Origin of the sequence: Spirillospora sp. NPDC127506, from assembly GCF_040302145.1 — a bacterium.
Lineage (GTDB): Bacteria > Actinomycetota > Actinomycetes > Streptosporangiales > Streptosporangiaceae > Spirillospora.
Genome location: NZ_JBEORG010000019.1, coordinates 23,986 through 38,464 on the forward strand (window position 1 = coordinate 23,986; position 14,479 = coordinate 38,464).

Here is a 14,479-nt window from a genome sequence, read left to right on the forward strand (position 1 = left end):
CCAGCTCGGAACGCTGCCTAAGCGGCGGAGGACTTCTCCCGCTTTCCCTTTGCCTGTGCGCATGTGAGGCGGCCCTGCGCCTGGGCCGCTTGCAAGCCGCTGATACCGAGCGGGGTGCCCGGGAGCGGGTTGAACGGCTGCGCGGCGTCGACCTTGATCATTCTTCGCCGTCCGTTCGGGGTCCGCTCCGGGGACGGAGCCGGACGGCCGTGATGGCGTGGTGGTCGACGCCGGTGACCTCTATGGTCCATTCGCCCAGGTCGACCCGGTCTCCGGGGCGGTCGGGGATGCGGCCGAGAGCGGCCAGGGTGAGCCCGGCGATCGTGGCGTACTCGCCCTGGGGCCGATCGACGAGCTCCACCCCGAGATCAGGCAGATCGTGCAGCGGGAACGTGCCCTGCAGCAGCAGCGATCCGTCGGAGAACCGCTGAGCTTTCACGAGGTCGCGGTCGGTCTCGTCGTAGAACTCCCCGACGATCTCTTCCAGCAGGTCTTCCATGGTGACGATGCCGCTCACCGCGCTGCCCTCGTCGACGACCAGCGCGAACTGCTGCCCCTCCGCCTTGAATCTGCGCAGGGCCTCGGCGATCGGGAGGGTGTCGGGGAACATGACGGCCGGCCGTGCGGCGTCCTCCACGGTTCCCTCCTGGGTGAGCAGGTCGCGCAGGTGGACCACGCCGACGACGTCCTCCGGGCTCGGCGACGCCAGCACCGGGGCGCGCGAGTGCCCGGAGGCGGCCAGCGCCGTGCGGGCCGCGGCGGCCGGGGCGTCCGCCCGGAGGGTGAAGACCGCGGTACGGGGGACCACGATCTCCCGCAGCATCCGCTCGTGCAGTTCCATGACGCCGCTGATCATCCGGCGCTGCTCCCGGCTCAGTCCGCGGTGCTCGATCACCAGGTCCTTCAGCTCTTCGAAGCCGACCTGGCCGCCGGACGCCCGCGGGTCGCCGCCGAGCACCCGCACGGTGGCATCGGTGGCTTTGCCCAGGACCCACACCGCGGGCCGGAAGATCGTCGCGAGCACGTCCAGCGGCCTGCCGGCCAGCAACGCCCACCGCTGGGCGTACTGCATGGCCAGTCTCTTCGGGGCCAGCTCCCCGAACACCAAGGTCATGAAGGTCAGGGCCGCCGTCACCAGCACGACCGCGGTCGTCTCGGCGGCCCCGCCGAGGAAGGCCAGCCGTGGCGCCAGCGGTTCGGCCAGGGACACCGCCGCCGTCGCGGAGGCCAGGAAACCGGCCAGGGTGATCCCGATCTGGATGGTGGCCAGGAAGCGGTTCGGATCCCGCTCCAGCCGGGCCAAGGCGCGGACACCCGCCGCACCGCGCCGCTCCAGCCGCCGCAGCTGGCTTTCGCGGACGGAGACCAGCGCGATCTCGCTGCCCGAGAACAGGGCGTTGAGGGCGACCAGCACACCGATCAGCACCGCACTGGACCAGTATTCGGCCACGATCATCCCCCGGCTCGCATTGGTGGGCCCGCGACCCAACGCTAACCGTGCGGGTCGGCGCACCGCCGGGCCGCCGGCGTGCACGCAATCGCGGCGGTAAGAGAAGTTCAGATCTTCTTTTGCCTTGTGTCCGCTCTCAGGCGGGACGTGGAAACTTTCATGGATGAAACCAACGTAGATCGTGACTTACTTAATCGTATGGTCACCCGCCGGTGTGGGAGCAATGGTCGACGTGCAGTGCCCAGGCTGGCGGGTATAGGGCGTCGGTATGAGCTCAGGTGCGGATTCTGAACGGGAGCGAATCATTCAGGTCGCGACCCGCCTGTTCGCCGACCTCGGCTTCGACGGCACCACAGGCGCGATGATCGCCAGCGCGGCCGGCGTGGACACCGCCGCACTGCTGGACCTGACCGGCGGCACGCTGGATCTTTATCACGAGGTGATGCGGCGTGCGCACACCCTGGAGCAGGCGATGCTCGAGGACGCGGTGGAATCCCTGCGCATGACCGCGGGAGGGCTGCGCGATTTCGCCGACGCCTACCTGGACTTCCACCTGTCCCATCCCCACGTGGCCCGCCTGTGGCTGCACCGGTGGGTGGGGGACGCGGCCGGCAGCGCCGACCTGGAGTCGAAATACGAGCGCCCGCTGACCGACATGGTCGCCGACGCCGTGCGCCCGATGGTCCCCTCGGACGTGGACATCGACTACATGCTGTGGACCGTGGCATGGGCGACGACCGGGTTCGTCACCTACGGCGTGCCCAACCACGATGATCAACCTACGCCGTGGCGCGGCACGACCGCGTGCCCGCACGGCCACCGGGACACCCTGGCCCTGCCGGAGGTCGCCCGGTTCCGGTCCCACCTGCACTTGCTGATCGACCGCGTCCTCCAGACATCGGGCTCGGGCAATCCGGCGTCTCCATGACCGCCGTGCGCGCGGATTCCGGCAAATGAAAAGGCATGACCGAACGAAGGTGGGGGAGTAGGGAAATGCGGATCAGCAACGTTTACCGCCCGATGGTCTTCGGGTGCCGAGCCGATGAGCCGCTCGGTGAGGTGGCGCGGTGGATGAAGGACAACGAGATCGGGGCCCTGGCGGTGGTCGACGGCGACCAGGTCCTCGGCATCATCACCGAACGCGACCTGGTCGGGGCACTGGCGACTTCGGCCGAACCGGCCGCGCAGCCGGCCGAGGCATACGCGTCGACGCAGATCAGGACCGCTGGGCTGGAGGAGGACGTGCAAGACGTGGCCCGGCGGATGCTGGATGACGGAATCCGCCACCTGCCGGTCCAGGACCAGGGCGGCCGCGTAGTCGGCATGGTCTCGATGCGCGATCTGCTCGCTCTGGAGATCTGGACGTCGTGACGTCCTCCGCCGACCGGGCCTGGGCCGTGCTGGGCTCACCCCGCGGATTCCCCTGTACCCCTAGGGGTATTTGTGCATCGGCTCGGGTCTCGGTTACGCTGCTCCCTGATACCTCCGGGGGTATGAAGGGGAGAGAGGGCCGGCCAGGCCGATGTCCGGTCGAGCGCCTCCTGGGGAGGCGCGGAAGGCGGCGATCCTCCCGAACCATCGACTCCCGGTTCCGGACCGGCCCGCACCGGCTCCGGAACCGGGACTCCGCTACGAAAGGCCGATATCGCCGCCTGGCCGGAAGGCCGGCCGGAACTTGGGGAGCATGGGACGACGCGGCCGGGAGCACCGGTCGGCCGGGTGTCGAGTCCACGCCCCGGCCGGGACGGGCGCGCCGATCGCCGGCGGGCTCAGCCGCGCAGGGACTCCAGCGCCGCGGTGAGCTTCTCAGCGGCCTCATCGGCGACCGGTTCGAGGCCGGGCTGCTCGCTCACCTTGGCCATGACCTGCGGGTCCAGTGCCTCGACGAGGGTGTCGCCGCCGTCGGACCGGACGACGACATTGCAGGGCAGCAGCAGGCCGATCCGCCGGTCGACCCCCAGCGCCCGGTGGGCGAGCGGTGGATTGCAGGCACCGAGGATGAGGTAGTCCTCCATCGTCTCGCCGAGCTTCTCCTGCAGCGTGGCGCGCACGTCGATCTCGGTGAGCACGCCGAATCCCTGCTCCTTGAGCGCCGCCCTGACCCGTTCGACGGCCTCGGCGAACGGTTGACGCAGTCTGATGGTCATGCCGTAATCCACGGGATCGTCCTTTCGTTGTCGTAGGCCCGAGCACCGGCCCGGCGGCCTGCGCGCCCGATGAAGCCGGTGCCGAACTCGGCGTTCAGCGCCTCGGCCACCTCCTGCGGGATCGTCCAGCCGAGGACGGGCAGGACGGCGCCCAGCCCGAAGGACTCGTCATCCGGATGGGCCACCACGGCGAGGACGGCCCGTACGCCGACGGGCGGGGCCGGATGGCTTCGTCGTCCAGCGGTCATGATCCCTCCCCGATGCTTCCACTATACCCCTACGGGTATATGGCAACGCGGAATCAAGGAGGAAGAGGCGATGTTGCAATACCCGTAGGGGTATTCAGGAAGGTGGAGGAGACCAGCATGGCCACGACCGAACTGACGCGCGAGAACTTCGAGGACGTCCTCGCCGGCGACGACATGATCCTGATCGACTTCTGGGCCGGCTGGTGCGGGCCCTGCCGCTTCTTCGCGCCCGTCTACGAGCGGGTCTCCGAGAAGTACCCGGACATCGTGTTCGGCAAGGTCGACACCGAAGCCCAGCAGGAGCTGGCCGGCGCCTTCCAGATCTCCTCGATCCCGACCCTGGTGATCATCCGCGACCGGGTCGTGCTGTACGCGCAGCCCGGCGCGCTGCGCGAGCCGGACCTGGAGAAGCTGATCGAGGACGCCCGCGCCGTGGACATGGACGACGTGCGCCGCCGCGTCGCCGAGCACCGGCACAGCGCCTGAGAAGGGGCGGCGGCGATGGAGCCGGACAAGGACTCCCTGGCCGAGGTCGCCCTGCGGCTCCGCCGCGCGCAGGGGCAGATCGGCGGCGTCATCAGGATGATCGAGGAGGGCCGCGACTGCGCCGACCTGATCAACCAGCTCGCCGCCGCCTCCCACGCCCTGCACCGGGCCGGATTCAAGATCATCGCGACCGGCCTGGAGCAGTGCGCGGCCCGCGAGGAGGACGGCGGGTCGGAGCAGGCCGGCCTGGACCGGGCCCGGCTGGAGAGGCTGTTCCTCACGCTCGCCTGACGCGGCGAGCCCACGTGACCTGTAAAACGAGACACATATGTATCATTTTGCTCGGATGCTGATGCTCTCGGTCAAGGCGCGATGGGAGGCGGGGCGATGCCGGTTCCGGTGCCGCCCGGCGCGCCCGCGGTGAGGCGCGGCTCAGCGCGCTGCCGCGACGCCCTCGATGAGCGTGCTGTAGACCAGACCGGCGATCGCGGTGCCGGGAGGCGCGGGCGAAGTCCCGACCGCCGCGGCGAGGGTCGCCGCCATCACGGTCAGCACCCACGTGGCGGGGACATCGGCTCGGAGCGCGCCGTCCCGCTGCCCCCGTTCGATGACACGGAGCACGGGCGCGAGGAGTTCGGCGCGCTCGCGCACGAACTCCGGATCCAGGACGTTCCCCTCGGCCAGGATCGCCCGGAAGCGCAGGCCGAGAGGGACGAGGGCGTCGACGGCCCGGCGGAGGGCGTCCAGGGCGGAACCTTCGTCCAGCCGGGCGTCGATGAGCGCCAGGCGTGCGCGCTCGAGCAGTTCGGAGCGCATCGCGTCGATCAGCTCGGCGCGGTTGCCGAAGTGCCGGTACAGCGTCGCCCGCGTGAGCTTCGCGGCCCGCGCCACGTCCGTCATCGACGCGCCGGGGTTCTGCGCCAGGGCCTCGGCCGCGGCCTCCAGCAGCGCACGGCGGTTCCGCCGGACGTCGCTGCGCTCGCGCGGGATGGGCGGTCGGGTCGGCACACCTCACTTACTAGCAGAGGACGCCGGCGGCGGCGGCGACGGCGGGAAGGGGGTCCGCCATGGCACGCATCGGCAGGCGCCCGGGAGAGTCGACCACACGGGCGGCGATCCTGGCGGCCGCGCGCGACGCGTTCTCGGCGAGCGCCTACGACGCGGTGACGGTCCGGCGGATCGCAGCGGCCGCCGCCGTGGACCCCGCGCTGATCCACTACCACTTCGGCACCAAGGAACGGCTGTTCAGAGCGGTCGTCCACGACGCGCTGCCGCCGGCCGATCTGCTGGCGCGGGCCTTCGCGGACGGTCCGGAGACGTCCGGCGAAGAGCTGGTGGAACGTTTCCTCGCGCTCTGGGAGCAGGGCGACGGCGCCGCCGCGGGGACCCTGCTGCGCAGCGCCATGTCGGGCGAGCCGGGTGCGCGGCTGGCCGGGCAGATCGTCCTGCCGGTCCTGACGGACGCGCTGTCGCGGACGGCGGCGACGCCGCCCGTCGGCCTTCCCCTGCGCGCGTCCCTGATCGCGGGGCAGATCTGCGGCCTCGTCGTCGCCCGCTACGTCCTGGAGTTCGAGCCGCTGGCCGGGGCGTCCCGCGAGGAGGTGGCGCGAGCCGTCGGACCCGCCCTGGACTGGTACCTCACGGGCGATCTCCCCCGGGCCGGGTCGCCCTGCCGGGGGCGGGCCCGGCAGGGCGGGGCGGGCGCCGGTCAGGCCCCGGCCGGGGCGTAGGCGGCGGCCCAGGCGCCGTAGCCGCCGATCAGGTCGGCGACCCGGGCGCGGCCGGCCCGGCGCAGCAGGCTCGCGGCGGCCGAAGAGCGGACGCCGCCCGCGCAGTGGACGACGATCCGCCGGGCGGCCGGGACGGCGTCCAGGCGGCCGGGCAGCTCGGCCAGCGGGATGTTGACCGCTCCCTCGATGGAGCCGTCCGCCAGCTCGCCGGCGTTGCGGACGTCGATGATCAGCGGCGGCTCGGGCCCGTCGAGCTCCTCGCGCAGCTCGGCGAAGGTGATCCGCTCGGCTCGGGCGACGCTCCCCTCGGGCGCCCGCGCGAAGGCGTCCTCGGGGTCCGCCAGGTAGCCGGCCGCCGTGTCCAGGCCGATCCGGGCGAGGCGGGTGATGATCTCCTCCGCGCGGTCGCCGGGGGCGACCACGACGATCTCCCGGCCGGGCTCGATGAGCATCCCGGCCTGCTCGGCGAACCGGCCGTCGGCGGGGACGTTGATCGAGCCGGCGAGGTGCCCGGCGGCGAACTCCTGCGGGTCGCGGGCGTCGACGACGACCGCGCCGGCGTCGCGGCGCGCCAGGACGTCGCCGAGCGGCAGCTCCCGCAGGTGCTCCTCGACCTTCAGCACCTCCCGCTCCTTGCGGTTGAGGATCGCGTCGTAGCCGAAGTAGTTCGGGGCGGGGGGCTGGCCTTCGGTGACGATGTCGACGAACTCCCGCTCGCCCATGGGCACGCAGGCGTAGTTGGTGAGCCGCTGCGCGCCGATCGTCGACTGCAGTTCGGCCGACAGGTTCTTGCCGCAGGCGGAGCCGGCCCCGTGCGCGGGGAAGAGCCTGGTCTGGTCGGGCAGCGCCATCAGCTTGCGCTGGACGGTGTCGTAGAGCATCCGGCCGAGCTCGTCGGCGCTGAAGCCGATGGAGGCCAGCAGGTCCGGGCGGCCGACGTCGCCGATGAACAGCGCGTCCCCGGTCAGGACGCCGTAGGGCGTGCTGTCGCCGGAGCGCTCGAAGACCAGGACGCTGATCGACTCGGGGGTGTGCCCCGGCGTCTCCATGATCTCCAGGGTCACGTCGCCGAGGCTGATCCGCTCGCGGTCGTGCAGCTTCCGGATCGGGAACTCGGCCTCGGCGCGCGCGCCGTAGCCGATCCACGCCCCGGTGCGCGCCGCCAGTTCGAGGTGGCCGGAGATGAAGTCGGCGTGGAAATGGGTGTTGATGACACCCTCGATGTGCAGGCCGTTGGCCGCGGCGTCGTCGAGGTACTCGGAGACGTCCCGGCGCGGGTCGACGATGACGGCGCGTCCGGTCCGCTTGTCGCCGATCAGGTAGGACGCCTGGGACAGGCACTCCAGGTAGTGCTGGGCGAAGTACATGGGCGTCTGCATCGCTACGGGTTCCTTTCGCAGATCACGGTCGGCGGCCCTGTGCCGGGACCGCCGGGCGGTCGAGGCGAGGGCCCGGACGAGGGCGGCGAGGGCGGCGAGGGCGACGGCCGCCAGGAAGAAGGGCCTGGCCCGCGCGGGAAGCTCCTGCGCGACCAGGAAGACGGACATCACCAGGACGAACCAGCCGAAGGCCTTGCGCAGCCGCTCGGGATCGACCCTTCCGGCCAGCCGGGAGCCCAGCAGGCCGCCGGCGGCCGCCAGCGCGGTGACCGACAGGGTGAGCGTCCAGTCGATGTGGACGCTCTGCAGGTACCCCGCAAGCCCCGCGAAGGACTTCAGCGCGATGACCAGTAGGGACGTGCCGACGGCGGCCGGCATCGGCAGGCCGCCCAGCAACGCGAGGGCGGGCACGACCAGGAAGCCGCCGCCCGCGCCGACCAGCCCGGTGACCAGGCCGACCGTCGCGCCCTCCAGGACGATCCTGGCCAGCGGCCTCTTACCGGCGCCGTGACCGGGCTCGATCTCCTTCCGGCCGCGGAGCATCGCCGCGGCCGTGACGGTCATCATGACCCCGAAGGCGATCAGCAGCACGTTCGCGGGGACGAACGCGGCCAGCCGCCCTCCGGCGTAGGCGCCGGCCATGCCCGCGGAGCCGAACAGCAGCCCGGTGCGCCACCGGATCCGGCCGGCCCGCGCGTGCGGGACGGCCCCCGCCACGCTCGTCACGCCCACGACGAACAGCGACATGGCGATCGCCTGCTTGGCGTCGACGCCGGCCAGGTAGATCAGCACCGGGGTGGTGAGGATCGAACCGCCCCCGCCGAGCATCCCCAGCGTGACCCCGATCAGCACCGCCGCGGCGAGCGTGAGCGCGAGGGTCATGCCGCTCGTTCCTCGCCCGCCAGCTGCGCGCTGATCGTGCCGAGGTCGCAGCTCGCGCCGCGGTTGAAGGGCAGCTTCGCCAGCAGCATCCCCATCGCGCAGGTGTTGGTGAGCGCCGCGAACGCCAGCCCGCCGCCGATGAGCGCCGCCGCCCACTTCAAGCCGGGCACGGCCGCACTGCCGAGCACCGCCGCCAGCACGATCGTCCCGGCGACGAGCCGGACCTGGCGCTCCAGATCCCAGCGGTTGCGGCCGTCCCGGTTGAGCGGCGCCCCGGCGGCCTCCCAGGCCGCGATCCCGCCCTCCAGCACACGGGTGTTGCGCAGCCCCGCCCCGGCCAGCGCCCGCTCCGCCTGCCCGGCGCGGACGCCGGAGCGGCAGATGAGCACGACGTCCTCGTCCAGGTGCCGGCACAGCTCGTCGCGGTGCTCCCGGAGCATGTCGAGCGGCACGTTGTAGGAGCCGGGGATGTGGCCGGCGGCGAACTCTCCCGGCGTTCGCACGTCGAGAAGGCGGGGCGGCGCGGGACCGTCCAGCCGGGCACGCAGGCTCGCGGCGTCCAGCCGCGCGGGCAGCTCGTTCATGGTCCTCTTTCGAGTCGGCGGAGAACGCGGCCGTCCGGCCGCGGCAGATACCCCCAGGGGTATCCACGGGCGCCAAAGTAGCCCACGAACGACTGAACTGCCAAATACCCCCGGGGGTGTCTACTCCCGCGCGACCCGGCTACAGGCCCTTCGCCGGACGTCCGGCGCGCACGGCCGCCGGCCGCCGCGCCGGGGCCGGGCCCGCGGTCACGCGCCGGGACGGTCGAGGGTGATGCGGAAGACCGGGTACCGGGCCGCGACCTGCTCGAAACTCGCCAGCGGGGCATGCCGGTCCACCGGGATGTGCGGCCGGGCCCCCGGTGCCAGTTCCAGGTAGCGGCGCAGGATCGGGGCGCGGAGGCCGGGGGAGACCTCGACCAGGCGGACGGCCCGGCGGCGCCTCCTGAGCAGGACCGCGCGGCCGTCCGCCGCGCGGACGTTGCGGACCCAGTTGGTGTCGTCCCCGAGCATCGACACCAGGTAGTACTCGCCGTCGTAGTCGGCGATCACCACGGGGAACGAGATCGTGCGCCCCGTCCGGCGGCCGCGCACCTCCAGCGTCGCCCACCGGCTGGGGGCCAGCACGCCGCTGCCGAAATGCAGCGCGCCGATACGGTTCAGGACGCGTGCCAGCGCGTTCGGCCGCCCCTCCCGGTACATCCAGCGGCTGAACCGGCGGAAGGGGCTGCCCCCGGTGGCCTGAACCGGGGCGGTCATGACCGCCCCCCGTCGCGCCGCTGCTCCGCCGACCCCTTCGTCCCCGTCATCGCACGCATTGGCCATCCCTTCCACTCCACGTGAATCCAGGATGGAGACCGGCGTGAGACGGAGGCAGGGCCGAAGGTCCCGGACAGACCAGCGCGCCCATGCCGGGCTCAGTCCGCAGGCGGCTCGGCGGGTCAGCGGATTTCGGGGGGCGGGCCGCTGCGGGTCAGGTCTTCGGGGGCGATCTCTTCGGCCAGTGCCGCCAGGTCGGACCTTCGGACGTAGGCTTCGCCGCTCATGATCGGCCGCACGGTGCGGGCGAAGGCGGCGTGTTCGACGACGCACTCGCCCGCGTCCTCGCGCACCTTCGCCTCGACGCGCATGGTGCCGGACGGGTGGCCGATCAGCACGGTCCCGTCCTCGTGGGGCCGCGCGGCGTAGAGGTCGTGGACGACGGTGCCGCGCGCGACGGCCGCGACGGCCGTGCAGCAGCTCGCGGTCCCCGGGTACGCCTCGTGCATGGTGTCGCGCATCGGCTGGATGCCGGCGAACCGCACCGCGAAGTCGTAGGCGCCCGCGGCGAGCTTCCCGCCGCTCACCGTGGTGTAGGACGCGGGCGGGGCGACGGCGACCGGCCACGGCGTCGTCTTCCGCGGGTCGACGCCGAGCAGGCGCTGCGCGGACTGCCGGACGGCGATGAAGGCGCCCACGACGTCCGGACCCTGGTCGAACGTCTCGTAGCCGGTCAGGCCGGCCTGCTCCGCCGGGAAGAACACGCACATGTTCGCCAGGTCGACGATGGAGCAGGTGACCGCGCCGACGCCGGGGACGTCCAGGACGTCCGAGCGGTTGCCGGTCGGGAACAGGCCACCGCCCAGGGAGGCGCCGACCGTCGCGGAGAAGTCGGTGCGGACGGGGGCGGCCGTCCCGGAGACCCCGGCGACCTCCAGATCGCCGTCCATGAGGAGGCTGCCGTCGTCGGCCGTCGGCACGTCGACGTTCAGCAGCATCCGGGTGTTCGTCTGGTTGATCCGCACCCTGGTCGTTCCCGGGCGGGCGGGGACCAGCCCTTTGAGCACCGCGTACGTGCCGACGCCGGGCGTCAGGTTGCCGCAGTTGAAATCCCAGTAGACCTTCGGCTCGCCGATGCCGACCTGGGCGAAGGTGTAGTCGACGTCGGCGCCGGGGCTGGAGCCCGGGCCGACGATGCAGCATTTGCTCGTCGTCGGCATGGCGCCGCCGAGGCCGTCGAGCTGCCGGACGTCGCGTGCCCCGAACAGCGCGATCAGGAACGGGCCCCAGAGCGCGCGGTCGGCGGGCAGATCGCTTTCGAGGAGGTAGACGCCCCGGCTGGTGCCGCCGCGGATCAGCATTGCGGGGACGGACTGCAGCTCGCCGCTCGATGTGGCTGAAAGGGTCACCATTGGGCGCTCCTTGGCTCGTGGACGCGGTCCGGCGCGCAGTGGACGACGCCGCGTTCTTCCAAGTCGTCGATCTCATCGTCGGGCATTCCGCCCAGGTCGCGCAGCACTGCCCGGGTGTGGGCGCCCAGGGCGGGCGCGGTGAGGTCCGGTTCCGCGGTGTACCCGTGGAAGATCATCGGCAGGCCCTTGACCGGCCCGCGGGCCGTGGGCAGGACGACCCGCCGCGCGGCGAAGCCGGGCTCGGCGCGCCGGTCGGCCGCGTCCAGGACGGGCACGGCGGGGACGCCCGCGGCGCGCAGCTCGGCGAGCGCCTCCCGCCTGGTCCGCCGCCGCGTCCAGGCGGTCACCTCGGTGTCGACGAGGTCCTCGTGGGACCACCACCAGGCTTCGTCGTGACCGCGGAGGGACGTGACGCAGGAGGCGAGGGCGTCGCGGTGCCGGTCGGTGAAGCATGAGACGGCGATCCACGTGCCGGGGACGGCGCAGGGATAGGTGTCGTGGGGGGTGCGGCCGGGGCGGCGGTTCCCGCGCGGCACCGCGTCGTGCCCGTTGACCAGGTAGTCCGCGATGTCGGCCGCCAGCGTCCAGCTGACCACCTCGCGCTGGGAGACGTCCAGGTGCACGCCCTTGATCCCCTGCTGCACGCAGTAGGCGAGGAAGGCGGCGCCGAACAGGGACACCAGCTGGTCGGGATAGTTGACGTCCGAGGACGACCAGAGCGGACGGCCGGCCTCGTACCCGGTGACGGACGCGAGACCGGACAGCAGATCCAGGGTGGACCCGTACGAGCTGTTCCCCGCCTCCGGACCGTCCTGGCCCTGGCTGGACAGCGACAGGTAGAGCAGATCGGGGTTGATCCCGTGGATCGTCGCGGCGTCGATGCCCAGCCGCCGTGTGACGCCGACGCGGAAGTTCTCCACGAGGACATGGCTGCGGCGGGCCAGCCGGTGGACGACCCGGCGCCCCTCGGGGGTCTTGAGGTCGACGGCGACGCCGAGCTTCCCGACGTTGTTGGACGGGAAGTACGGCGATGCCGGGGGCGCGGACCCGTCGCCGGGGTCGGGCATCTTCCAGGAGCGGAAGGTGTCGGGCCGGTCCGTCCACTCGATTTTCAGGACGGTCGCGCCGTAGTCGGCCAGGAGCCGGGTGACGGCCGCGCCCGCCGTGATCGTGCCGAAGTCGAGCACGACGATCCCGCTGAGCGGCGCGGCGTCCCCCGCGGCGCCGGGCTCGGGGGAGGCGTCCGGCGTCCGGGACGTCCAGGTCACGGGAACCCGGCGCGCGGCCGCGGGGGCGGTGCCCGACCGCCACGGCAGCCCGGCCGTGTGGACGGGCGTCCCCACGGCGGGGGCCGCGCCGCCGGGATCCGGCTCGGGCGCGATGAATCCGCGGTGGCGCAGCTGCGGCGAGCGCACGAGGTCGGATGCTCGGGGCGTCCACCCGAACGGCAGCCCGAGCCGCTGCGCCTCCCGGTAGATCTCCTCTGCGGACCGTTCCGCCGCCCATTGCTCGACGATCGGCCACCACTCGGCCGCACGGGCCTGCCGGACGGACTCGTCCGCCAGCAGCGGGTCTTTCAGGCCGGGCGCCCCCACGAGTTCGACGACCTGAGGCCAGTGCTTCTGCTGGAAGATGAATCCCACCCAGCCGTCGCGCGCCCGGACCAGCCGCCAGTCGCCGGGGTCGGCCCCCGACCTCATGGGCGGGCGGCCGGTCATGGACTGGACGATGTCGCTCTTCCAGTCCATGTACGCGACGACGTCGCACATGGCCACCTCGACCAGGTCGCCCCCGTGCCCGGCGTCCCGCCGGCGCAGCGCCAGCATGGCGCCGAGGAACCCGGTCACGCCGGCGCAGTGCGCGGCCTGCTCGCCGCCGAGGCTCAGCGGGCGGCGGTCCGGCTCGCCGATCATCGTGGCGAGGCCGCCGTAGGACTCGGCGAGGAGGCTGTCGCCGGGAATGTCGCGGTAGGCGGTGTCGCGGCCGAAGCCGGTGATCCAGACGGTGACGAGGCGGGGCCGGCGCCGCCGCACCGCGTCGGGGGTGAGGCCGAGCTCGGCGGCGGCGTCCGGGGTGAGATCGAGGATGGCGACATCGGCCAGGCCGAGCAGCCGGCGGACGGTCCGGGCGCCGTCGTCGCCGGAGCCGGCGGCGACGGCGCTCTTGCCGGCGTTGAGCGCGACGAACTCCAGGCCGGTCCCGGCGGCGTTGAGCGGAGGGCGGCGCCGGAGCGGGTCGCCGCCCTCCGGCTCGCACCGGACGACGTCGTGGCCCAGCCCGGCGAAGAGCCGGCCGCAGACCGCGCCCGCGACGCCGCCGGCGATCTCCACGACCCGCAGGCGCGTCGGCTCGGTCGTGGTCACGCCGCCCCCTGGCCCGGGTTCGGGCGGCCCGCGGTGAAGTTCTCCAGCCCTTGGCGGTGGCTGTCGGTCCGCGCGTGGATCTGGGCGTTGGTGTAGGCGCCGAATTCGAGCGCCGTCCGCCATTCGCTGACGTGCATGGGGATGTGCCAGAGGGCCTTCTTCGACCACTCCAGCGCGACGGCGTCGAACCGCGCGATGTGGCGGGCGAGCTCCAGCGCCGCGCCGTCGACCTCGTCGGCGCCGACCGCCAGGTTGGCCATCCCCCAGTCGACGGCCGTGCGGCCGTCGATCCGCTTCGCCGTCAGGATCATCCAGGCGGCGCGCTTCGGGGCCAGCCTGAGCTGAGCGGCCGGGCCGGCCAGGCCCGGGTAGAAGCCGAAGCCGATCTCCGGCATGCCGATCTGCGCGTCCTCCGCCACCACCGCGAGGTCGCTCGCGTTGATCAGCGTGGAGCCACCGCCCAGCGCGTATCCGCGCGCCGCGGCGATGACGATCGCGGGATGGTGCCGGATGTCCTCCTGCACCCGCAGCCAGGAGGCGTTCAGCTCGTCCTCCTGGTCCGTGCCGCCCTCGGCGAGCTGGTTGAGGTCCATGCCGGCGCAGAACGCGGTCCCGGCGCCGGCCAGGATGATCACTTTCGCCGTGGCCCTGGCGGCGTCCAGGGCGGCGATGAGGGCCTGCCGCGCCGCCGCGTCGAGGGCGTTGCGCTTCTCGGGCCGGTTGAGGGTGATGCGGACGATCCCCTCCCCGGCCTCCGAGACGAGGATGCTCGGGGAGGTCTCCTGGTCTGGTTCCGCCACGCCGTGCCCCTCCGATGCCTCAGAATATTGTCTGACAGTCAGACGAAGTTCCTTCATTTTGCCTCGCGGGACGGCACCCGTCAAGGCTGCCGTGGACACGGTGGCGCCGAGGCCCGCGAAAGACGGGAAATGGGAAGTTCAACGCCCATGAGCTGCGGATGGGCGCCGCTCGGTGCTGGGTGTCCGCGGGGTCGGGCCGGCCGTCGTGGGCCCATCGACACCCGTCGACACCGCGGGGCGGATGTCAGACACTTTGCCGTCCCGGAAGCGGATGTACGCGT

At 72.6% G+C, this 14,479-nt stretch carries 15 protein-coding genes; 5 read left to right on the forward strand and 10 right to left on the reverse strand.

Annotation, left to right across the window (positions count from 1 at the left end; all coding sequences use genetic code 11):
* Window positions 1-157: 157 nt before the first annotated feature.
* The gene (locus ABTW95_RS19225; RefSeq protein ID WP_500226972.1) at window positions 158-1,450 is read right to left on the reverse strand and encodes a hemolysin family protein; all 1,293 of its coding nucleotides are present in this window, start codon (window positions 1,448-1,450) and stop codon (window positions 158-160) included.
* 268 nt (window positions 1,451-1,718) lie between these two features.
* On the opposite strand from ABTW95_RS19225, the gene ABTW95_RS19230 reads away from it, so the two are divergent.
* Together ABTW95_RS19230 and ABTW95_RS19235 are read left to right on the forward strand one after the other, a co-directional pair.
* On the forward strand, window positions 1,719-2,378 hold the full coding sequence (locus ABTW95_RS19230; RefSeq protein ID WP_396446147.1) for a TetR/AcrR family transcriptional regulator: 660 nt from the start codon (window positions 1,719-1,721) through the stop codon (window positions 2,376-2,378).
* A gap of 65 nt (window positions 2,379-2,443) precedes the next feature.
* Window positions 2,444-2,821: a CBS domain-containing protein gene (locus ABTW95_RS19235; protein ID WP_396446146.1), complete on the forward strand. Its 378-nt coding sequence runs from the start codon at window positions 2,444-2,446 to the stop codon at window positions 2,819-2,821.
* 398 nt (window positions 2,822-3,219) lie between these two features.
* Here the strand turns inward: ABTW95_RS19235 and ABTW95_RS19240 are convergent, their stop codons facing one another.
* Together ABTW95_RS19240 and ABTW95_RS19245 are read right to left on the reverse strand one after the other, a co-directional pair.
* On the reverse strand, window positions 3,220-3,597 hold the full coding sequence (locus tag ABTW95_RS19240) for a DUF302 domain-containing protein (RefSeq protein WP_396446145.1): 378 nt from the start codon (window positions 3,595-3,597) through the stop codon (window positions 3,220-3,222).
* Window positions 3,594-3,845 (reverse strand): hypothetical protein, encoded by a 252-nt coding sequence (locus ABTW95_RS19245; RefSeq protein ID WP_500226973.1) that lies wholly within the window; start codon window positions 3,843-3,845, stop codon window positions 3,594-3,596. Before ABTW95_RS19245 ends, ABTW95_RS19240 begins: the two co-directional genes overlap by 4 nt.
* 117 nt (window positions 3,846-3,962) lie before the next feature.
* Between ABTW95_RS19245 and ABTW95_RS19250 the strand changes: the two genes are divergently transcribed.
* Window positions 3,963-4,331 (forward strand): thioredoxin family protein, encoded by a 369-nt coding sequence (locus tag ABTW95_RS19250; protein ID WP_500226974.1) that lies wholly within the window; start codon window positions 3,963-3,965, stop codon window positions 4,329-4,331.
* A 15-nt stretch (window positions 4,332-4,346) separates the two neighbouring features.
* Complete coding sequence (locus ABTW95_RS19255) at window positions 4,347-4,622, forward strand: metal-sensitive transcriptional regulator (protein ID WP_500226975.1); 276 nt, start codon at window positions 4,347-4,349, stop codon at window positions 4,620-4,622.
* 141 nt (window positions 4,623-4,763) lie between these two features.
* Here ABTW95_RS19255 and ABTW95_RS19260 read toward each other — a convergent pair whose 3' ends face one another.
* Window positions 4,764-5,339, reverse strand: a complete 576-nt coding sequence (locus tag ABTW95_RS19260) for a TetR/AcrR family transcriptional regulator (RefSeq protein WP_500226976.1) — start codon at window positions 5,337-5,339, stop codon at window positions 4,764-4,766.
* Between the two features lie 59 nt (window positions 5,340-5,398).
* Here ABTW95_RS19260 and ABTW95_RS19265 point away from each other — a divergent pair, with 59 nt between their 5' ends.
* Window positions 5,399-6,061 (forward strand): TetR/AcrR family transcriptional regulator, encoded by a 663-nt coding sequence (locus ABTW95_RS19265; RefSeq protein WP_396446140.1) that lies wholly within the window; start codon window positions 5,399-5,401, stop codon window positions 6,059-6,061.
* Here ABTW95_RS19265 and ABTW95_RS19270 read toward each other — a convergent pair.
* The 6 genes from ABTW95_RS19270 to ABTW95_RS19295 all read right to left on the reverse strand — a co-directional run bounded on the left by ABTW95_RS19270 (window position 6,040) and on the right by ABTW95_RS19295 (window position 14,198).
* Window positions 6,040-8,322 carry a TSUP family transporter gene (locus ABTW95_RS19270; RefSeq protein ID WP_500226977.1) on the reverse strand — a complete coding sequence of 761 codons (2,283 nt, stop codon included), beginning with the start codon at window positions 8,320-8,322 and terminating at the stop codon, window positions 6,040-6,042. The two genes, ABTW95_RS19265 and ABTW95_RS19270, sit on opposite strands and share 22 nt — an antisense overlap.
* Complete coding sequence (locus ABTW95_RS19275) at window positions 8,319-8,906, reverse strand: rhodanese-like domain-containing protein (protein WP_396446138.1); 588 nt, start codon at window positions 8,904-8,906, stop codon at window positions 8,319-8,321. Before ABTW95_RS19275 ends, ABTW95_RS19270 begins: the two co-directional genes overlap by 4 nt.
* Window positions 8,907-9,113: 207 nt before the next feature.
* Complete coding sequence (locus ABTW95_RS19280; RefSeq protein ID WP_396446137.1) at window positions 9,114-9,623, reverse strand: nitroreductase/quinone reductase family protein; 510 nt, start codon at window positions 9,621-9,623, stop codon at window positions 9,114-9,116.
* Between the two features lie 182 nt (window positions 9,624-9,805).
* Window positions 9,806-11,035, reverse strand: coding sequence for a PrpF domain-containing protein (locus tag ABTW95_RS19285; RefSeq protein WP_396446136.1), 1,230 nt, complete (start codon window positions 11,033-11,035; stop codon window positions 9,806-9,808).
* Entirely contained in the window at window positions 11,029-13,398 is a 2,370-nt protein-coding gene (locus ABTW95_RS19290) for a CaiB/BaiF CoA-transferase family protein (RefSeq protein ID WP_396453911.1), read from the reverse strand. Before ABTW95_RS19290 ends, ABTW95_RS19285 begins: the two co-directional genes overlap by 7 nt.
* A complete protein-coding gene (locus tag ABTW95_RS19295) occupies window positions 13,395-14,198 on the reverse strand; it encodes an enoyl-CoA hydratase/isomerase family protein (RefSeq protein WP_396446134.1) in 804 nt (267 codons plus the stop codon). The genes ABTW95_RS19290 and ABTW95_RS19295 overlap by 4 nt, the downstream gene beginning before the upstream one ends.
* Window positions 14,199-14,479: the final 281 nt, after the last annotated feature.